This is a genomic window from Rhizomicrobium palustre, assembly GCF_011761565.1.
In the GTDB taxonomy this organism is placed as follows: Bacteria; Pseudomonadota; Alphaproteobacteria; order Micropepsales; family Micropepsaceae; genus Rhizomicrobium; species Rhizomicrobium palustre.
On the sequence record NZ_JAASRM010000001.1, the window covers coordinates 2,048,263 to 2,068,569 of the forward strand.

At 58.0% G+C, this 20,307-nt stretch carries 14 protein-coding genes, 3 tRNA genes and 3 rRNA genes; 15 read left to right on the forward strand and 5 right to left on the reverse strand.

The features are described 5' to 3' along the window. From exbB to FHS83_RS09145, 5 genes are all read left to right on the forward strand, one after another. Window positions 1–846 (forward strand): tonB-system energizer ExbB, encoded by an 846-nt coding sequence (gene exbB / locus FHS83_RS09125; RefSeq protein WP_167082676.1) that lies wholly within the window; start codon window positions 1–3, stop codon window positions 844–846. Beyond that, window positions 830–1,249, forward strand: coding sequence for a biopolymer transporter ExbD (locus FHS83_RS09130; RefSeq protein ID WP_167082677.1), 420 nt, complete (start codon window positions 830–832; stop codon window positions 1,247–1,249). The genes exbB and FHS83_RS09130 overlap by 17 nt, the downstream gene beginning before the upstream one ends. Window positions 1,250–1,260: 11 nt before the next feature. After that, the gene (locus tag FHS83_RS09135) at window positions 1,261–1,989 is read left to right on the forward strand and encodes an energy transducer TonB family protein (protein WP_167082678.1); all 729 of its coding nucleotides are present in this window, start codon (window positions 1,261–1,263) and stop codon (window positions 1,987–1,989) included. A gap of 98 nt (window positions 1,990–2,087) precedes the next feature. Next, window positions 2,088–2,609, forward strand: coding sequence for a sigma-70 family RNA polymerase sigma factor (locus FHS83_RS09140; RefSeq protein WP_208414347.1), 522 nt, complete (start codon window positions 2,088–2,090; stop codon window positions 2,607–2,609). Next, window positions 2,602–3,564, forward strand: coding sequence for a FecR family protein (locus FHS83_RS09145; protein WP_167082679.1), 963 nt, complete (start codon window positions 2,602–2,604; stop codon window positions 3,562–3,564). Before FHS83_RS09140 ends, FHS83_RS09145 begins: the two co-directional genes overlap by 8 nt. 410 nt (window positions 3,565–3,974) lie before the next feature. Here FHS83_RS09145 and FHS83_RS19640 read toward each other — a convergent pair whose 3' ends face one another. After that, entirely contained in the window at window positions 3,975–4,199 is a 225-nt protein-coding gene (locus tag FHS83_RS19640) for a conjugal transfer protein TraD (RefSeq protein ID WP_341801553.1), read from the reverse strand. Window positions 4,200–4,215: 16 nt separating this feature from the next. Beyond that, entirely contained in the window at window positions 4,216–4,539 is a 324-nt protein-coding gene (locus tag FHS83_RS09155) for a conjugal transfer protein TraD (protein WP_167082681.1), read from the reverse strand. A gap of 167 nt (window positions 4,540–4,706) precedes the next feature. On the opposite strand from FHS83_RS09155, the gene traA reads away from it, so the two are divergent. From traA to FHS83_RS09175, 4 genes are all read left to right on the forward strand, one after another. Further along, window positions 4,707–7,610: a Ti-type conjugative transfer relaxase TraA gene (gene traA / locus FHS83_RS09160; protein ID WP_167082682.1), complete on the forward strand. Its 2,904-nt coding sequence runs from the start codon at window positions 4,707–4,709 to the stop codon at window positions 7,608–7,610. Between the two features lie 16 nt (window positions 7,611–7,626). Then, on the forward strand, window positions 7,627–8,340 hold the full coding sequence (locus tag FHS83_RS09165) for a DUF6118 family protein (RefSeq protein WP_167082683.1): 714 nt from the start codon (window positions 7,627–7,629) through the stop codon (window positions 8,338–8,340). A gap of 408 nt (window positions 8,341–8,748) precedes the next feature. After that, window positions 8,749–9,003: a helix-turn-helix transcriptional regulator gene (locus FHS83_RS09170; RefSeq protein ID WP_167082684.1), complete on the forward strand. Its 255-nt coding sequence runs from the start codon at window positions 8,749–8,751 to the stop codon at window positions 9,001–9,003. A gap of 156 nt (window positions 9,004–9,159) precedes the next feature. Then, window positions 9,160–9,945: a helix-turn-helix transcriptional regulator gene (locus FHS83_RS09175; RefSeq protein WP_167082685.1), complete on the forward strand. Its 786-nt coding sequence runs from the start codon at window positions 9,160–9,162 to the stop codon at window positions 9,943–9,945. A gap of 87 nt (window positions 9,946–10,032) precedes the next feature. Here FHS83_RS09175 and FHS83_RS09180 read toward each other — a convergent pair whose 3' ends face one another. Both FHS83_RS09180 and FHS83_RS09185 read right to left on the reverse strand, forming a co-directional pair. After that, window positions 10,033–11,256, reverse strand: a complete 1,224-nt coding sequence (locus FHS83_RS09180; protein ID WP_167082686.1) for a tyrosine-type recombinase/integrase — start codon at window positions 11,254–11,256, stop codon at window positions 10,033–10,035. A gap of 165 nt (window positions 11,257–11,421) precedes the next feature. Beyond that, a tRNA-Ser gene (locus tag FHS83_RS09185) sits at window positions 11,422–11,515 on the reverse strand. A 363-nt stretch (window positions 11,516–11,878) separates the two neighbouring features. Here FHS83_RS09185 and FHS83_RS09190 point away from each other — a divergent pair. Beyond that, window positions 11,879–12,277, forward strand: coding sequence for a CBS domain-containing protein (locus FHS83_RS09190; protein WP_208414349.1), 399 nt, complete (start codon window positions 11,879–11,881; stop codon window positions 12,275–12,277). A 77-nt stretch (window positions 12,278–12,354) separates the two neighbouring features. Here the strand turns inward: FHS83_RS09190 and FHS83_RS09195 are convergent, their stop codons facing one another. After that, window positions 12,355–14,166, reverse strand: coding sequence for a DUF885 family protein (locus tag FHS83_RS09195; RefSeq protein ID WP_167082688.1), 1,812 nt, complete (start codon window positions 14,164–14,166; stop codon window positions 12,355–12,357). An 804-nt stretch (window positions 14,167–14,970) separates the two neighbouring features. Here FHS83_RS09195 and FHS83_RS09200 point away from each other — a divergent pair. From FHS83_RS09200 to rrf, 5 genes are all read left to right on the forward strand, one after another. After that, window positions 14,971–16,454, forward strand: a 16S ribosomal RNA gene (locus tag FHS83_RS09200). A gap of 154 nt (window positions 16,455–16,608) precedes the next feature. Further along, a tRNA-Ile gene (locus tag FHS83_RS09205) sits at window positions 16,609–16,685 on the forward strand. Window positions 16,686–16,768: 83 nt separating this feature from the next. Then, window positions 16,769–16,844 (forward strand) — tRNA-Ala (locus tag FHS83_RS09210). A 270-nt stretch (window positions 16,845–17,114) separates the two neighbouring features. Continuing rightward, a 23S ribosomal RNA gene (locus FHS83_RS09215) occupies window positions 17,115–19,844 on the forward strand. A gap of 122 nt (window positions 19,845–19,966) precedes the next feature. Beyond that, a 5S ribosomal RNA gene (gene rrf, locus FHS83_RS09220) occupies window positions 19,967–20,081 on the forward strand. The 16S, 23S and 5S rRNA genes sit together here with 2 tRNA genes alongside, the layout of an rRNA operon. Window positions 20,082–20,307: the final 226 nt, after the last annotated feature.

Consider the following 20,307-nt stretch of genomic DNA (forward strand, 5'->3'; position numbering starts at 1 on the left):
ATGAAAAACTTCAAGCGTGATAGAGCCCGTATTGGCCTAAAAGCAGGCGTGATCGTTGCGTCCCTGCTTGTGCTTTGTGCGGCTCCGGCGAATGCCCAAGGGCTGGGGCCTCAGGATGTCGATGCCTTTGCAATGTTCGCTGGCGCTGTGCCGGTGGTAAAGGCCGTGATGCTCGCCCTGATCTTAACCTCGTTCTGCAGCTGGACCTTCTTTGTTGCCAAGCTGCTTCAAATCCGTGGCTTGAGCCAACGCGCGGCGCACGCCGCCGGAATTGTCGCCGAAAGCCATGTGCTGGAAGACCTTCGCGGCGTGAAGGACCGGGTCGTCCTGGAAATGACAGAGGCGGTGCAGCGCGAGATGTCCCGCTCCTCGGCATTTATACAGGCCGGTATGATCGAGGGGAGCAAGGAACGCATCACCGATGGCGTGGTGCGTATCGAGGCACGGCATGTTTCCCGCGTGCGTGGCGGTATGCCGATGCTCGCTTCGGTTGGCTCCGTGGCACCCTTCGTCGGCCTGTTCGGAACGGTTTGGGGCATCATGCACAGCTTCATGGGCATTGCCGGTGCGGGATCCACAAGCCTCGCCGCGGTGGCGCCTGGTATTTCGGAAGCCTTGCTGGCAACGGCCTTGGGCCTGGTCGCGGCCATTCCCGCAACCATTATGTACAACATCCTCACCCGTTATCTGCAGGCCTATAAGCAAAACCTCTCGGAATGCGCTTCCGAGGTCTGCTGCATGGCCGGGCGTGAAATCGACAGTAATGTTTTGCAACAGGATGCAGGTAGCCAGCGGACAATCCCCCTGGTGGCCCGCCGGGAGGCGCTTCATGGCTATGCCGTCTAAAGCCCATGAGGAGGATGGCGAGCTCAGCGAAATGAATCTGACGCCGTTCATCGACGTCATCCTGGTGCTTCTGATCATTTTCATGATTGCCGCGCACAGCTCGGCGGTGTCGCAAACCGTCGATCTGCCGGGCTCTCGCGCGGCGCCGCTGGCGGTGACCAAGCCGCCTGTCGTGCTGACCATTCGGGCGGACAAATCCATATTGCTGAACGATCACCCCATTGGCTCTACGGGGCTGGCGGTCGCGCTGGCACGCGCAGGCACCGATCCCAAGGATCGCGTTCTGCTCGCTGGCGATAAGGCTGTGTCCTATGACAAGCTGATGGAAGTTCTCGATGATTTGCGGGCCGGTGGTTACACCCATATCGGACTGGTTGGCGTCGAGCGGGGGATCGCAAAGTGACGAGGTCGGCCTTGGCGTTTGATAGCAACTGGCGCAATGGCTTTGGTGTTGCGCTCGCGGTGCACGCGGGTGTTGCGCTGGTGATGATGACACATTTGCGCGTTGCGGAGCGGATACAGGCTCCGCCTGCATTTTCCATCGAGCTCGCAGCCTCGCCGTCAAGTACTTCGCCGAATGTCTCCACCACGCCTCCCGTGCCTGTTGAAGCGGCGCCTCCGCCTGTGCCGAAGGCGAGTGTTGCCCTGTCGCGCAGCACGGATGCTGTCGTGGCGCAGGATAAAAAAGCTGCCACCCCGTCCCGCGATGAGGCGTACGAAATCAAGCAAGCCGACGCGGCGCATCCACTCACGCCCACAGCTCCGCCCGCAATGCCGCCCGCACCGATGTCATCCCATCAGGGCGCTATATCGACCAAGGCGGTGAGCGATCCAGATGCCAAAGCGCGCAATTCCTGGGAGGCTGAGGTTTTAGCGCGTCTGGAGGCGGCCAAGCGTTATCCTGCGACTGCCCGGTTTGGCGGTGAAGAAGGCGTCGCTTATGTGAATTTCACCGTTTCAAGTGCGGGCGAGGTCCTCTCGGTGCGGATCCTGCGCAGCACCGGATATAGCGATCTTGATCGCGAGGTTGCCGCTTTGCTTCACCGCGTCCGGTTGCCGCCGCCGCCGCCCGCCATTCAAGGCAGCGGCCTTGAATTCACGGTTCCGATTTCTTTTACTATCAACAAGGGCTCGAATGGTTGAGAGTTCTGATGAGGGGAAAGCGAATGCAATGCTGTAAATGGGCGGTCAACGGCAGGGCTGCCGGTTAGGTGTCCGGCGGATGAGGGAGCTGGGCGGCAATGCGTGAGGGAGAAGCTACGGCGGATCGTTCGGTCTCGTTGGATGCAATCTTCCGCGAAAATTACGCATGGCTGCAACGCTGGTTGAGCCGACGCGTTCGCCCGCATCAGAGCGCGGAAGACATTGCGGCAGAGACCATTGCGCGGGTCGTTGCGCTTTCTGCCCAATCCGCCATCCGCGAGCCGCGGGCCTTGATGGTGACCATCGCCCGGCGAATTCTCTACGATCTTTCGCAGAAGCATGATCTGCATCGCGCCTATGAAGCCGCGCTTGTGCATCTTCCTCCGGCGCTGGAGCCCTCGGCCGAAGAGCGGGTCATCACCATACAGGCCTTGCAGGAAATTGAGCGCAAGCTGCGTCCGTTACCCTATAAGGCGCGCTGCGCATTTCTTCTTTACGAACTCGATGGCATGCGCCACGCGGAAATCGCCGAAGTTCTGGGAGTATCCGTCAGTATGGTGCGCAAATACATAGCCTCGGCGTTTCGTACATGTATCGAAGGTGCTTTGGATCATGAATGATCTCGGCGGGCATGACGACATTGTAGAGGAAGCGATCGGCTGGAAGCTGGCGCTGCGCGACGGCGCCTTGCCGCCGGAAGAACAAGCTGAGTTCGAATCCTGGCTGTCGGCTGACGAGCGGCATCGGCGCGTATGGCAGAAGCTGGAAGGCTCTCTGGACGCCTTCAAAAAGATCAAGCAGAGCCAATTGTCCGGCTACGATCTCGTTGAGAACTTGCAGAAGGAAAGAGCGTCCCGCCGCACCTTCCTGCGCCGGAGCGTTACGGCGGTCGCTGTAGGCTCGTTGGGCCTGGGAATAACCGATCGCGTAACGCCGTTGGCGGCGTTCGGTGCGGATTTCAGCACGCCGACAGGGCAACGCCGCCTCTATTCCTTGGCGGATGGCAGCAAGCTGGCGCTTAACGCGCGCAGCAGTGTCGATCAGATCTCCGATGCAGGGCGGCGCGGCGTCGTCTTGCATGAAGGAACGATCATTGCGAAAGTCACGCCTGGTCCAAAGCCTTTTCAGATCGCAGCCGGTGCGCTGAGTGTGCATGTGCGCGAGGGCAGGGTCCTGGTCGCCAATACGGCCAAGCGCCTCCACGCCATCGCGCTTGATACGAATACCGTGCATCTTATGGCCGGTAATTCGGAACGCGATGTTGCTGCGGGCGCTGGATATCGCTGGGAGGACGGAAGCCTCTCCGCGATGCTCCCGTCGGAGACGATGGATGCAGGCGCCTGGCTCGACGGTAAGCTTATCGTACACGACCACACGCTAGGCGAGGTTGTGGCCGCGCTCCGTCCCTATAAGCGGGGCATCCTCTCCATCTCGGATCGTGCCGCGGCGCTGCGCGTCAGCGGTGTCTTTGGTCTCGATCAGCCGGTGGGAACGCTGGCGATGATCGGCCGGCTCTATCCGGTATCGGTACTGGAGGTTGGTCCATTCTACTCTCGCGTCGATTTGGTGGGTTGAATTGATCCGGATTTGGTGGCGGCGTCGGTATCTCTTCGAGAGGTTCGCGGTACCTTTGTTGAGCATAGGTCAGAGCTCTAGATTGTATGGGTGAGAAATCAGATCCCCCCAAAAATGTGGTGGACTGGCAATCCGGCAGTTAATGGCTGATGCGTGCAAACCTCGACCACTGATGGCATGCGCTTTATCCTATCTCGAGAACACCGCCGAGCCAGTGGGCTTTCTTCCGATTGTCTCGGGTGCATTCTGTCAAGCTTCTCGATCTATCCGATCCCAAGCGCTCATCCGTTTTTCGGGCCCAGTCAAGGCTGCAACCCGTTACGCGGTGGCGCAAAGCAACAGCCTTGACGGGGGTTGGGAATCGGAGAATTTGGTGGGATCGAATTGACAGCGCGGCACGCCCAGATTGTCTAATAGGAAGGTTTTTTCTCCGCTTCAGCCTTAAATGCTCGACTGCCTCGCCGTTGCCAAAGCGCGATTACTTGTTCGCGATTTTCAGCTTGAAGGGTCAGCGCGATTTCGAGGAATGCACCGTAGAGCGCTGTCCGGTCGTCTTTGGTGAGTTCGACCAGCCCGGACTTGACGACCAGCCCGCCGAGTTCGATCAGATGGCGAGTGCGTTCGCGCCGCTTCACGACCCAGCCTCGCGTGTCAGCTCTTGCCTGCTCCGCTTCGAGACGGCGTAAAGAGGCTATCGCTTGCTTGAGTGCTTTCCGGTTGGCTTGCATCTGCGCTCTGAGCGGCTTTTGCCTTCCGAAAAAATTCCACCCCCGTTTTCTTCCATCCCTGCTTTTGTGCGGCATCAGTGGATTGCACAGTCGCAATCAACGCTCCGGCGAGTGTTTCAATGTCGAGAGCGTCGGCGCCAGTGGCAACGATCAGGTCACCGAGCTGGCGGCGCTTGGATTCTTTGAGGGCCTTGGTCTTTTCGGTGAGAGTTTTGAGAGCGGCGTCAAAGTCACGAGGTTTGCGCATGGTGGGCTCCGTCATTCCTGTTGTCTGAATAATAACGTGAGCCCCTGCCGAATGCGCCATTGAGCGTGAGACAGTCTGGTACCAAGCGATCCCTCACGGGATTTTTTCTCGTGAGGGCGCGCTTATACGTCGTGCCGACGTGCGCTTCGAAGCGTATCTGGTAGGCTATGGCGATCTACCACTTCTCGGCCAAAGTTATCAGTCGCGCCAACGGATCGAGCGCGCTGGCCTCGGCTGCCTATCGCTCCGCCGGGCGGCTCTATGATGAGCGCCTGGATCGCCATCACGATTTTACGGGCAAGGGTGGCGTGGTTCATTCCGAAGTGTTGACGCCGGAGAACGTGCCCGACGCGTTCCATGATCGCGAGCAACTTTGGAACGCGGTCGAAGCCGGTGAGAAGCGGCGTGATGCCCAGCTTGCCCGCGAAATCGAGTTCGCCATTCCGCGCGAGCTTGATCAATCCGATGGGATAGAGCTCGCGCGGGACTTTGTCCGGGACGAGTTCGTCTCGCGTGGGATGATCGCCGACCTCAATGTGCATTGGGATATCGGCGCGGATGGTCAGGCCAAGCCCCACGCCCATGTCATGCTGACGATGCGCAGCGTCGACGAGGCCGGGTTCGGCGCCAAGGTGCGGGAGTGGAACCGTAGTGAGCTCTTGGAGCATTGGCGCGAAGCCTGGGGCTCCCATGTCAATCAGCGCTTACGGGAACTTGGGATCGAGGCCCGGATCGATCACCGCTCCTTCGAGGATCAAGGCATCGATCTTGAGCCCCAGCACAAGATCGGCCCTGCTGCGGCACGGATGGCCGGGGATGGGCTGCAATCGGAGCGGCTGGACGATCACCGGGCTATTGCCCGGGAGAACGGCGAGAAGATCATTGCCAACCCGTCGATTGCCTTGGATGCCATTACCCATGGACAGGCAACCTTCACCCGGCGGAATTTGGCGATGTTTGTCCATCGCCATTCTGACGGGCTGGAGCAGTTCAATGGCGTGATGGCGGCGGTGGAAGCCTCGCCAGAATTGGTTCGTCTTGGAAGGGACGGACACGGCGAAGACCGCTTCACCAGCCGGGATATGGTTCGGATCGAAGAAAGCCTTCACCGTTCAGCCGATCGCTTGGCTGGACGAGAGCACCACGAAGTCAGGGAGTATTCCCGAGATCGAGCGTTGCTGTATGCGGGGAAGCGGGGTTTGGTTCTCTCCGGCGAGCAGCGCCGGGCCCTACTCCATATTACGGACGGGCGAGACCTGGTCCTCGTCATCGGCTACGCCGGGACCGGCAAATCCGCCATGCTGGGTGTGGCCAAAGAGGCGTGGGAGCATGCCGGGTTCGAGGTCCGCGGGATTGCACTCTCTGGTATTGCCGCCGAGAACCTGGAAGCCGGTTCCGGAATCACCTCTCGCACCATTGCCAGTCTGGAGCACCAATGGGCGCAAGGCCGGGACCTTTTGGACCGCAACCATGTGCTGGTGATCGATGAAGCCGGCATGGTCGGCTCACGGCAATTGGAGCGGGTTCTCTCGGAAGCCGAGCGCCGGGGCGCTAAGGTGGTTTTGGTCGGCGACCCCGAGCAGCTCCAGGCCATTGAGGCCGGTGCTGCCTTCCGGTCTCTCGGCGAACGCCATCCCCATGTCGAGATCACAGAAATCCGCCGCCAGCGGGAGGTATGGCAGCGTGATGCTACAAGGCATTTGGCGACCGGGCGGGCCGACGAAGCGCTTGAAACCTATCGCAGCCACGGCATGGTTCATGCCGAGCAAACCCGCGACGATGCCCGGGGCAAGTTGGTCGAGAGCTGGGATCGAGACCGCCAAGCCTCTCCCGGCAAATCCCGCATCATTCTCACCCACACCAATGAGGAGGTGCAAAGCCTCAATCAGTTGGCACGGGAGAAGCTCCGGACGGCTGGAGATTTGGGTGAAGATATCGCCGTCAGCGTCGAGCGCGGCAAACGAGACTTTGCCTCCGGTGACCGGGTGATGATGCTCAAGAATGAGCGCGGCCTTGGCATTAAAAACGGCACCCTTGTCACCGTCGAACGGGTCTCCAAATCCCATATGGATGTCCGCCTGGATGATGGGCGGCAGGTTGGCTTCGACTTCAAAGATTACAATCAGCTCGACCACGGCTTTGCCGCCACCATCCACAAAGCCCAAGGCGTCACCGTGGACCGGGTGTATGTGCTGGCAACGCCGGGTCTGGACCGCCATGCCGCCTATGTTGCGCTATCGCGTCATCGCGAGCGGGTGGACCTGCATTTGGGCCGTGACGACTTCGCCGATGACAGCAAACTCGCCCGCACTCTCTCGCGCGAGCGGGCCAAGGATATGGTGAGCGACTACGGCCGGGAACGCTCTTCGGTTCGCAAGATGGGGCAGGATCAATCCCAGGGTGCCGCTGCCTTGGAACCGCGCCAGCAGCAAGCCAAGCGTGGATTGTTCGCGAGCTTCCGGCCCCGCATGCCGGAACCGGACCAAATAAGTCAGCAGCGAAACGCTGGTCGCACTGTTGCGTCTGAGCGCACAGCCGAACGTGATGCGGCCATCGGCCAATACGGTCGGGCACGGAGCGACATTGACCGCATGCGCGCCAAAAACCTGCCGGTGCTGCCGGAACAGGAACGCGCTCTGGAAAACGCGCGAACTCGCCTCGACGCGGTGCGGCCCAAACTGGCCGCCGATATGGAAAATGCGCTCGCGCACGATCCTTCACTGCTCTCCGATGCCGCCAAGGGGCAGACAAACCGGATCATCCGGGCCCTTCAAGCCGAGGCCGAAATCCGCACCAATCCTTCGCTCCGCGCCGACCGGTTTGTTGCCGATTGGCAAGGGCTGTCGAAAGCGCACAGCCGGATGGAACGGGCTTACGATTTTGATGGCGCCCAAGCGGTGCGCGCCAACATGGCCGGGATGGCGAAAGCTCTGGAGCGCGACCCGCAACTCGAATCGATCCTGCGCAACCGGAAAATCGAGCTTGGTCTTGGCGCATCCACCGGTCCCAGCATCGGCGCCGACCTGATGAACCAGTTGGGGCTTGGCCGTAATCGGGGGCTTGGTTTGTGAAAATGTGGAGATGACCATGCGTGATGAACCCGAGGTTTTGTCCGAAGCAAAGACGCAAACACCGGCTGTCCAGGAGCCGCAACAAACCCCTTCCGGCGATCCAGCCGCCGCAGCGTTCGAGGAATTGCGAAGAGAGGTGGCAATGGTTCATCGCGCCATGGGCGGCCTTGCTGCCGAGCGCGCCACCATTCCCGATTACAGCGAAACCCTAGGCCAGATTTTGCAGGCCTGCGCGGCTGCGGCGTGGCGGTTTGAAAAGCTGGGAGAACTACCCGCCTTGCGCCTGACACCGGAAGTTATCGGGCGGCAAATTGATGAGGCTGCTGACGTCTCACGGCGTGCGCATGAAGCGGTGCTGCAGCAGACGACGCGGGAGCTGAACGCCTGTTTGCAATCGGCTCGTACTGCGAAGTCACAGAATATTTGGTTAGCCGCCATAGGGGCTATATGCCTTGTGGTCGGCATAGCTTTGGGTGCCGTAATTGCTGGTCGCGCAGAGAGCTCCCATACGGATGATCATCAATCGCCAGAAGCAAAAGCGGCAGCGGTCCTCGGCATGGATCAGACCTCAGCCGGAGAGCACCTTATCCAAACCTCAGCACCTCAGCTTTGGCAGGATATTGTGTTCGGTAATCGCATCATCGTTGCCAACCGGCACACGTTGGATGTTTGCCTGAAAAACAACCCGCACAAACGCTGTGTGATCACAATGCCTGCAGCGAAACCATAAGCGGCCAAAACCCGCCGTCGATCCGATCCTGGCAGAAGTTCCGCTGCCCGCACCCTGTCAAGGCTGGCGCGTTGCGCCACCGCGGAGCGGCTTCGGCCTTGACAGGGCGCGGGCAGCGGATAGGGGCTTGGGATCGGATCGATGGCAGTCTGCTAGAATTTGCATGAAGCACTTCAAGCAATAACAAAGTGATTGTCCTTGTTCGCGGATCGAGGTTTCCTGGAGCCCTCACCAGAGTTCCGTAGAGCCTGGACCATGAGTGCTACACCGCCAAGTGCCGCCAAGTAACGCCAACCACCGCCAAATAACGCCACCTGTACGCTGTACCCGCCACGCTAGAGAATGGCTATTGCGTGTACGGATTATTGTGCTGATAAATTTACTCTAGCTCTGTAGAGGATGCTTATCATGGCTGAACCAGAACGGATCCTTAGAATGCGCACCGTCCTGCAGCGCATCGGACTTAGCCGCTCCACCGTTTATCGCAAGATGAAGGAGGGGACATTCCCGAGCCAGGTCCGGCTCAGTGAGCATTGCTCCGGCTGGCGGGAGTCGGAGATCAATCGATGGATAAACGATCCTGTGCATTACGGTGGGGGTGACCGGAAGCGGAGTAATCCGTCAAAAGACGCAGAATCATTCACCGGGGGCGCGCTAGGATAGGAAATTATAATGCCTCGAAGCGCCTAGCTGATGTGTGGCACTGTGGCGGCAACGCCGTATTACGACTTGTCTTGCCGGTTTTGCCGGTATTTCCCCTATTTTGCCGCTAGGTCTCTGTCGAAATTTGGTGCCCATGAATGCATTATAGCTATCTGCTTGGAAGGTGGTTTTATGCGGATGTTCACTCCTAACGGCGGCGCGATCCGGGTTCTGCGCAAACGACGCTCACATCGTAAGACGCAGGAGGCATTCGCCCGTGAAATTGGAGTGTCTGAACGGACCCTTCGCGATATTGAGAACCTAAATAAGCCCATTGATGAGCTACAGGCGGATCGCATAGCCTCGGCCCTGAAGGTTGGTCGAGGAGACGTGGTTTTTGCGACTGAGGGGCCACGTCTTGTGGCCACTCCACCAACTCAGTCCCCTATGCCTGCATCGGTTCATACAACGCGCGGTAAGCAGCTCGTTCCAAGATTCGATAAGGATACCGCTTGCGATGTTGGAAGCGGCGAGAGCTTGTACGATCTCGCTTGCCGCTGCGACTTTGTTATCGCGGAATCCCGCATTCCGATGAATGGCGAGATTAGCAGCTATGTATCTGAACTGGTCAGTTTGATTGAAGCCGCAAGCTGGATGAAACGCGAACGCTTCTCCAAGCTGGAAGCTGAAGTTGAAAAGTCACAACGGAACTGCATGCGCCATCTTCTTGTGCAGCTTCGCGGCAATGACGTCTGGACCTATGCCCTACATCACACCAAGCACTTGCCTGTGAGTGACGAGGTGCCTGAAATATCAAGTACGGACGTGGAATGGCATGCGATTGTAGTGTTTGATTCGCCAGGTGAATACGGCGAGAACACCGTTGAAGTCGATGTCGATAACGGTCACCCTTGGATCATCGACTGGGATAAGCCAATGCACTGTCCGACGCGCAGAGCTTAGAGTGAACCGTCGCAGGCGAGATGTTCCGGCGCCGACGACAACTATCAGCACTCACCTATGTGACCAAATAGCTGAGCGTTACGCGCGCTACTCCGGCTTCTTAAACTTCCCAACAATCACCTTGCCTCTGTTTCCTACGTCGTCGAGGTAGTTCGCCCAGGCTTGCATCATCTTGCGGCGGTCATCGAGGTATTTGGTCCGATCATAGGCCGCGTCCACCTTGTTGCGTGGGGCGTGCGCGAGCTGGCGGTCCACGACCTCGTGCGGGTACTTCAGCTTCTCTTTGATCGTTGTCATGGCCAGAGAGCGGAAGCCATGGCCGGTCATGCGGCCCTTGTAGCCGAGCCGCTCCAGCGCCTTCAGGATGGTGTTGTTGCTCATATGCCGGAGCGGTTTGGTCGGGCTGGCGAACACCCATTGATACTTCCCGTTCATCGCGTGCAGTTCGCTCAGGATTGCGAGCGACTGCCGCGACAAGGGAACGATATGGGGTTTGCGCATCTTCATGCGCTCGGCCGGGATGGACCACCGTGCTTCTTCGAAATTGATTTCGTCCCAGGTGGCTTTGATCAGCTCCCCGGTTCGTACGAAGGTGAGCAGCATCAGCCGGATCGCCAGCCGGGTGAGGGGATATAGCCGGGCATCATTCCGTCCGAGAGCGCCGAGGAACTCCGGCAGCTCTTCCGGCTCTATTGATGAGAAGTGGCCATGGCGTACCGGCTTAAGGGCACCTTTCAGGTCGGTGGTCGGGTTGCGCTCGGCCCGCCCGGTCACCACGGCGTAGCGAAATATCTGCCCGCAATATTGTCCCGCCCGGCGAGCCATTTCGCCCGCTCCGCGATTTTCGATCTTCTTGAGGGTGTTCAGGACCACAAGCGGCGAGATATCGCTAACCGGGCGCTGCCCGATGACGGGGAATATGTCCATTTCCAGCCGGTGCAGGATTTCGACGGCGTAAGCCGGGGTCCACTTCTCCCGGTTCCGCTCATGCCATTCGCGGGCGACGGCCTCGAAGGTGTTGGCCGCGTTTATCTCGGCAAGCTGCCGCCGATCCTGTTTGGCAGAGGAGGGGTCTATTCCTTCTGCCAGCATTTTCTTGGCAACGGCCCTCTTTTCCCGAGCCTCGGCCAGGGACGTCTCGGGATAGACTCCGCAAGCCAGCCGTTTTTCTTTTCCCAGGAAGCGATATTTCAGCCGCCAGTACCGACCCCCGTTGGGGGCGACCTCCAAATAGAGGCCACCGCCGTCAGCCTTCTTATACGGCTTGTCCTTGGGTCGGGCACCTTTGCAGGCCGCGTCGGTGAGGGGCATGGGGGCATTTTTCCTCTGCCGGATTTCCCAGATGCCCCCAAAAATGCCCCCAGCCGGTTGAGATGGCAGGAGACGTCCTTGGATGGCACGGTGCAGATTATGCCTGATTTTATTGGGTTTTTGAAGGTTTTGCGGGATGGCGTGAGACACCCTGGGAAGGAATTTTGGCGGAGCCGGAGGGATTCGAACCCTCGGTAGGGCTTTACAACCCTACAACGGTTTAGCAAACCGCCGCCTTCAGCCTCTCGGCCACAGCTCCGCATCGCCCTGATGCCTGGGTTCCCAGGCTGGGGACGCGTTCTTGCCCCGGTTTGCGGTGCTTCGCAAGCCCCGCCTCCCCCCGATTTTGCAAAAACCCCTGGGGGTTCAGACCGATACGCTGGTTTTGCGGCCATTCGCGCGGTGGGACCTGTTTTGCGGGCAGAGTCAGCAGCACTCTTGCCATCTGGTCGCATTCGAGTCAGCGTTCGCTCTGCGCGATTGTCGCAGGGAGAAACAGCTCTGGGTTTCCGTGACGGAGCCTTTGGGCGATCTGGGTGCTTCAAGGGCAAAGCCCGAAGGCCCTTAGCAGGAGGTGCGTGCGATGCAGGTCCTAGACATTCTTCGCCAAAAGGGTCGGGAGGTGACGTCGTTGCCCCTCGATGCCAATCTTTCGGATGCCACGATCGTTTTTGCCGCCAAGCGGATTGGCGCCGTGGTCATTCGTGATGAGGCCGGCGGCTTGGCCGGAATTCTCTCTGAGCGCGATGTGGTGCGGGCTTTGGCGGCGGAAAGCGTGCGCGCTTTGGCGCTGCCGGTGACCAAATACATGACGAGCCCCGTGGCCACCTGTGTGGAGGCCGATACAGTCGATTATCTCATGGAGATGATGACCCAAGGCCGCTTCCGTCATGTGCCGGTGCTGGACGCGCAGAACCAGATCGCAGGCATCATCTCCATCGGTGACGTGGTGAAGACCCATGTCGAGGAGACGACGCGCGAGGCTTCCAACCTTCGCCAATATATCGCGGCGGCGGGCTGAGCATTTTTGTGGGCGCACATGAAAAAGGCGGGCAGCCCTAAAGCCGCCCGCCCGATATTCATTGCGTTTTAAGCGCTTCAGGCCTTGGCGGTGACGATATAGCTGTCGATCACCTTACCCAGCGTGTCGAGTGGCAGGGCGCCCGATTTCAGCACCGCGTCGTGGAAGGCCTTGATATCGAATTTGGCGCCCAGCGCCGTCTTGGCGCGCTCACGCAGCTTCAGAATCGTGCGCTTGCCGACCATGTAGCCGCAAGCCTGGCCCGGCCAGACGCAATAGCGCTCGATTTCCGAAATCGCCGCCCCTTCGGGATCTCCCAGCGTGTCGGTGAAATAGGAAAGCGCCTTTTCGCGGCTCCATTTCATCTGATGCATGCCGGAATCGACCACCAGGCGCACGCCGCGGAACATGGCGTCGTGGAGCTGGCCGATATGACCCCAAGGGTCGTTGTCATAAAGCCCCATTTCGACAGCCAGCTGTTCGGCATAGAGGGCCCAGCCTTCGACATAGGCGTTATACCCGCCGATGCGCCGGATCAGCGGCAAATCAGTTTCCTGGGCAATCGAGATCTGCAAATGGTGGCCCGGAATGGCTTCGTGATAGGTGAGGGTGGGCAGGGTGAAGCTCGGCTGTTCGGCCGTGTCGCGCAGGTTGATGTAGTAGGCGCCGGGGCGTTTTCCGTCGAGCGTGGCGTTCTGATAATAGCCGCCCGGCGCGCCGCTTTCGATATATTTGGGCACGCGTTTGATCTCGACCGGCGCTTTGGGAAGGGTCGCGAAATACTGCGGCAAGCGCTTTTGCACCTCGGCGACCTTCACATTCAGGTCCGCAATCAGCTTTTCCTTGCCTTCATCCGTATTCGGATAAACGAATTTCTGCTTGTCCTCATACATGCCGCGCAGACGCTGACCGACCGTGCCTTTGGTCAGGCCATTGGCCTTCATGATGGCATCGATTTGCGCGGTGCATTCGGCGACCACCTCAAGGCCAAGCTTGTGGACTTCGGCCGGGCTCATATTGGTGGTGGTCTGGTTGGCAAGAGAGGCGGCGTAATATTCATCGCCCTTGGGAAGGCGCCAGACGCCGCCGTCATGCACGGCTTTGGCTTTCAGGCTTTCGAAGAGGGCGATTTGGCGGTCGAGTGCGGGATAGACTTTCTCGGCGACGATCTTGGTGGCGTCCGCGCCCCAATTGCCGGCGATTTTCTTTTCCGTGGTGCGCCGGACGAGCGAGGCGACCATCACGGCTTTGTCTGCCGCAGGGCTGCGCAGATTGCCCATCTGCTTCAGCGTGCCAGCGATGACGAAATCGGGCGGGGTGACGCCTGCGGCCACGTCGTGGCGCACTGCTTCGCTCTCTTCGTCCAGGGCCGTGGCAAAGCCTGCCAGGCGGGCGAGGAAGGCGTCGGCGTCATCTTTGGTCTCGATGGGATGCTGACTGTCCAGGAAGTCGGGAAGATCGTGATAGGCGCCACCGAGCTGGTTGATGGCATAGGGGCCGGCAAGCCCGCCATAATTGGTGAAGCGCGTATCGGCGTCGGCGGATTGTTCCGCGCCATAGAGGACGGCGTCGTAATTGGTGGCATCGATGCCGGTGAGGGCGGGGCGGTTGATGGCCTTCAGGCGCTTGAGGATAGAAGCGTCGAGCTTGGTGCCTTCTGCGCGGGCCTTGAGGCCGCGGGCACCGAGCTTGAAGCGGTAAGAGGCTTTGGCGCCGGTATCCACTCCTAAGCTGGTGGCAAATTCCGGCGCCATCTGCATCACCTCATCCATGATGGTCTCATAGAGGGCGTTGGCCTTGGCCGCCTCGGCGGCGGGGGCGGCAGCGCCTGGAAGGGTGACGGCGGCGGCCGCGGCAGTGGTGGCCAGCATTTGGCGGCGGTTCAGCACAGTTAATAGCTCCTGCAACATGAGTTCGTGTTTACGGCGGACTAGTTCAGCGGCGCGCAACGCGATGGGCAAGCGGTAAAGCGAATTTCTGCCAAACATTTGCGCGAGCGGCCCAGTCGACTGTTTTTAAGGCAGGTGCGCTAGTGGCCGTGCATGCAAAATTCGAAAACCTCCGCGCCTCAGCCATGGCCGATTCCGATTTCTCGCGGACTTGAAAAATATTTGCTCCCGCCTAGATGGAAGTGGGCGGTTCGGTCAGCTTTCGCGGGCCAAATAGGCTGAGGCGGAGCGGCTTTCGACTGTACGGCACAATAGGTGGAAACGCCTGGTAGCCCACCACATCTTGAGGCCGCGCGGCTAGAAGCTGGGTTTTGAGCTGATTTTCCGCAGGCGGATCAGGTCATCCACAGGGCGCTGAAAAAATGTGGCCCAGGGACCGTTTTTGCGTTTGACACCGCCTGAGGACGAACCTATACACCGCCCCCTCGCCGACGCGCTGCTTCGCGGTGCCGCCGACGAAACGATTGAGACGAAAGCGTTTTGCGAAAGTCTTATTCGAGTTGTTTGACATAGTGATGAAGGAAGGGGAACGTGGGCGGCGTTAAGCTGGCTGCGTGGTTCGGGAGAGATCCTGAACTACTTAAGTATCAAGCGAAGACGTTTAGATTGCTTACGTTCCTTTTTGCATAACACTTAGATGTTCGATTTTCTTGGAGCTGTGACGGCGCCAAGAAGATCAAACCTCGTCAAATGTGTAATGCGAACACGTGAACGAGAGCGATCAGCGTCGTTTGCTTAGGATCATAACTTGAGAGTTTGATCCTGGCTCAGAACGAACGCTGGCGGCAGGCCTCAAACATGCAAGTCGAGGGGGTGTAGCAATACATCACCGGCGGACGGGTGCGTAACACGTGGGAATGTACCTAGTGGTTCGGAACAACGCTTGGAAACGAGTGCTAATACCGGATGAGCCCGAAAGGGGAAAGATTTATCGCCACTAGATCAGCCCGCGTAGGATTAGCTAGTTGGTAGGGTAACGGCCTACCAAGGCGACGATCCTTAGCTGTTCTGAGAGGAAGATCAGCCACACTGGGACTGAGACACGGCCCAGACTCCTACGGGAGGCAGCAGTTGGGAATCTTGGACAATGGGCGAAAGCCTGATCCAGCCATGCCGCGTGAGTGATGAAGGCCTTAGGGTTGTAAAGCTCTTTTGCCCGGGAAGATAATGACTGTACCGGGAGAATAAGCTCCGGCTAACTTCGTGCCAGCAGCCGCGGTAATACGAAGGGGGCTAGCGTTGTTCGGAATTACTGGGCGTAAAGCGTGCGCAGGCGGCTTTTCAAGTCAGGGGTGAAAGCCCAGAGCTCAACTCTGGAAATGCCTTTGAAACTGTTAAGCTTGAGTGCGGGAGAGGTGAGTGGAATTCCCAGTGTAGAGGTGAAATTCGTAGATATTGGGAAGAACACCGGTGGCGAAGGCGGCTCACTGGCCCGTTTCTGACGCTCATGCACGATAGCGTGGGGATCAAACAGGATTAGATACCCTGGTAGTCCACGCCGTAAACTATGGACGCTAGCCGTTGGGTAGCTTGCTATTCAGTGGCGCAGCTAACGCCTTAAGCGTCCCGCCTGGGGAGTACGGCCGCAAGGTTGAAACTCAAAGGAATTGACGGGGGCCCGCACAAGCGGTGGAGCATGTGGTTTAATTCGACGCAACGCGCAGAACCTTACCAGGGTTTGACATCCCAAGACCGCTCTTGAAAGAGAGTTTCCCCGCAAGGGGCTTGGAGACAGGTGCTGCATGGCTGTCGTCAGCTCGTGTCGTGAGATGTTGGGTTAAGTCCCGCAACGAGCGCAACCCTCGCCTTTAGTTGCCATCATTAAGTTGGGCACTCTAGAGGGACCGCCGGCGGCAAGCCGGAGGAAGGTGGGGATGACGTCAAGTCCTCATGGCCCTTACACCCTGGGCTACACACGTGCTACAATGGCGGTGACAGTGGGCAGCTACTTCGTAAGAAGATGCTAATCTCTAAAAACCGTCCCAGTTCAGATTGTACTCTGCAACTCGAGTACATGAAGGTGGAATCGCTAGTAATCGCTGAACAGCAGGCAGCGGTGAATACGTTCCCGGGCCTTGTACACACCGCCCGTCACGGCATGGGAGTTGGTTTTACCCGAAGACGGTGCGCTAACCGCAAGGAGGCAGCCGGCCACGGTAGGATCAGCGACTGGGCCGAAGTCGTAACAAGGTAGCCGTAGGGGAACCTGCGGCTGGATCACCTCCTTTCTATGGATGATCTTGCGATCAACTGCACTCATGCAGTTTCCAAGATCTCATAAGACAATGGCTGGCTTGACGCCGCCTTCGTTTCCCTTCCTTCCGTTGAGACCGACGCCCCGTATGGGGGTATCGGTTTGCTGCGTGATTGAGACACCTCTATGGGCTCGTAGCTCAGGTGGTTAGAGCGCACGCCTGATAAGCGTGAGGTCGAACGTTCAACTCGTTCCGGGCCCACCACGCCTAGCTTTTGTTGGCGAGCGCGAGCGAGCTTAGAAAAGCTGGCGCTAATTACTTGCTTGATCCGAGCCAAAGATCCTTTCGGGGCCGTAGCTCAGTTGGGAGAGCGGTAGCTTTGCAAGCTTCAGGTCGTCGGTTCGATCCCGATCGGCTCCACCAAGGTTTTGGTTGGCAGATGATTGGTCCAGCAGCACTCAACGGATATGTAAGGACAAAAGCTTCGTCCTGGTTTCCTCCAAGATCCAGAGACGATGAACTACCCATGACATTGTGAAAGCGAGATCTTCCGATTGCACGATCGGTTGATCCATACGACACCAAAAAACTGATCGTAAGAAATCCGTGAACGGATGGATTGCGGGGCACGGGAGACGATTCCGTGATCTGGCTTTCTTTCTGGGCATGGAACGAATTGCTGAGCGATCAAGCGTTTAAGTAAGGGCGTTTGGGGGATGCCTTGGCACACACAGGCGATGAAGGACGTAGCACGCTGCGATAAGCTGCGGTGAGAGGCGAGCACTCTTTGACCCGTAGATCTCCGAATGGGGAAACCCAATCCGCAAGGATTATCTTTGACTGAATACATAGGTCAAAGAAGCGAACGCGGGGAACTGAAACATCTCAGTACCCGTAGGAAAGGACATCAACAGAGACTCCGTTAGTAGTGGCGAGCGAACGCGGACCAGGCCAGTGGTCTTCAATTAAGAACCGGAACGATCTGGAAAGATCGGCCATAGCGGGTGATAGCCCCGTACGGGTAGAAATTTTGAAGATCCTTGAGTAGGGCGGGACACGTGAAATCCTGCCTGAAGATGGGGCGACCACGCTCCAAGCCTAAGTACTCGTGTGTGACCGATAGCGAACTAGTACCGTGAGGGAAAGGTGAAAAGCACCCCGGCGAGGGGAGTGAAAGAGACCTGAAACCGAACGCCTACAAACAGAGGGAGCCGCAAGGTGACCTCGTACCTTTTGTATAATGGGTCAGCGAGTTAGTTTGTCTAGCAAGCCTAAGCCGACAGGTGGAGGCGTAGCGAAAGCGAGTCTGAATAGGGCGACTGAGTTAGACGGATTAGACCCGAAAGCAAGTGATCTAGCCATGACCAGGTTGAAGGTGCGGTAACACGCACTGGAGGACCGAACTCACGCCTGTTGAAAAAGTCGGGGATGAGTTGTGGCTAGGGGTGAAAGGCCAATCAAACTTGCAGATAGCTGGTTCTCTGCGAAAGCTATTTAGGTAGCGCCTCGTGTATCACCTTTGGGGGTAGAGCACTGGATGGGCTAGGGGGCTTCACCGCTTACCAAACCTAACCAAACTCCGAATACCAAAGAGTGCTGAGCACGGGAGACACACGGCGGGTGCTAACGTCCGTCGTGAAGAGGGAAAAAACCCTGACCTACAGCTAAGGCCCCTAATTCGTGGCTAAGTGTGAAAGGATGTGAGAATCCCAAAACAACCAGGATGTTGGCTTAGAAGCAGCCATCATTTAAAGAAAGCGTAACAGCTCACTGGTCTAAATAAGGGTTTTTGCGCCGAAAATGTAACGGGGCTCAAGCCACGAGCCGAAGCTTAGGATACACGCAAGTGTATGGTAGCAGAGTGTTCTGTATGCCTGCGAAGAGGAAGGGCGACCGACCTTGGAGGTATCAGAAGTAAGAATGCTGACATGAGTAGCGATAAAGAGGGTGAGAGACCCTCTCGCCGTAAGTCCAAGGGTTCCTGCGTCAAGTTAATCTGCGCAGGGTTAGCCGGCCCCTAAGGCAAGGCCGAAAGGCGTAGTCGATGGGAATCAGGTGAACATTCCTGAGCCAGCTGGAAGTGACGGATGACGTAAGTTGTATGACCTTACTGGATTGGTCATGCCGCGAAGTTGTCCCAGGAAATAGCTCCAGCGTAGCCCGTACCCTAAACCGACACAGGTGGACTGGCAGAGTATGCTAAGGCGCTTGAGAGAACGGTGTTGAAGGAACTAGGCAAATTGCCCTCGTAACTTCGGAAGAAGAGGGCCCGGTCTCGACGCAAGTCTTGGCCGGGGGCACATAGCAGGGGGTGGCGACTGTTTACTAAAAACACAGGGCGCTGCGAAATCCAAAGATGACGTATAGCGTCTGACGCCTGCCCGGTGCCGGAAGGTTAAGAGGAGATGTGAAAGCGTCGAATCGAAGCCCCGGTAAACGGCGGCCGTAACTATAACGGTCCTAAGGTAGCGAAATTCCTTGTCGGGTAAGTTCCGACCTGCACGAAAGGCGTAACGACTTCCCCACTGTCTCCAACACCGGCTCAGCGAAATTGAATTCCCCGTGAAGATGCGGGGTTCCCGCGGTCAGACGGAAAGACCCCGTGCACCTTTACTGCAACTTTGCACTGGCATTAGGACTGTGATGCGTAGGATAGGTGGTAGGCTTTGAAGTCTGGGCTCTGGCCTGGATGGAGCCGTCCTTGAAATACCACCCTTTGCGATCCTGATGTCTAACTGCGGCCTCGAAACGAGGTTCAGGACCATGCATGGTGGGCAGTTTGACTGGGGCGGTCGCCTCCCAAAGAGTAACGGAGGCGCGCGATGGTAGGCTCAAACCGGTCGGAAATCGGTTGTTGAGTGCAATGGCACAAGCCTGCCTGACTGCAAGGCCGACGGGCCAAGCAGAGACGAAAGTCGGTCATAGTGATCCGGTGATCCCGAGTGGAAGGGTCATCGCTCAACGGATAAAAGGTACGCCGGGGATAACAGGCTGATCGCACCCAAGCGTCCATAGCGACGGTGCGGTTTGGCACCTCGATGTCGGCTCATCACATCCTGGGGCTGTAGCCGGTCCCAAGGGTATGGCTGTTCGCCATTTAAAGTGGTACGTGAGCTGGGTTTAGAACGTCGTGAGACAGTTCGGTCCCTATCTGCCGTGGGTGTTGGAAACTTGAGAGAACTTGTTCCTAGTACGAGAGGACCGGAACGAACGCACCTCTGGTGGACCGGTTGTGGCGCCAGCTGCATTGCCGGGTAGCTAAGTGCGGACGAGATAACCGCTGAAAGCATCTAAGCGGGAAACTCATCTCAAAACCAGGTTTCCCTTGAGAGCCGTGGAAGACTACCACGTCGATAGGCCAGGTGTGTAAGCGCAGCAATGCGTTGAGCTTACTGGTCCTAATCGCTCGATTGGCTTGAACGCCAGCACCTCGTTCCATGTCTGGAAAGAAACCCAGACATCATCCCTATCGCCCTCATAGGCGGCCCTAACCGGGCAAGGATGAATACAAGTCTTTCGGTGTCGTATGCTCTGTCTTTTGCCGGACCGGTGATACTAGCGGGGGAATTCCACCCGATCCCATTCCGAACTCGGCCGTTAAAGCCCCCAGCGCCAATGGTACTGCGTCTCAAGACGCGGGAGAGTAGGTCGTTGCCGGTCCTGCTAAAGACAGAGGTTGCGCGTTCGCGAGAGCGAGAGCGCATCGAATATGTCGCTTCACAAGTCATGCTCAAAACCCCGTCAGCTAATCGCTGTCGGGGTTTTTTGTTGTCTAAATCAATTAATCAGTAGACGGACGGAATGGCGGCGATATTTCACCCGTCCACACTGGAGATTTCATAAGTTCCCTGGAATATTGCCTGATAGTTTTGCATGCCTGGGGAAT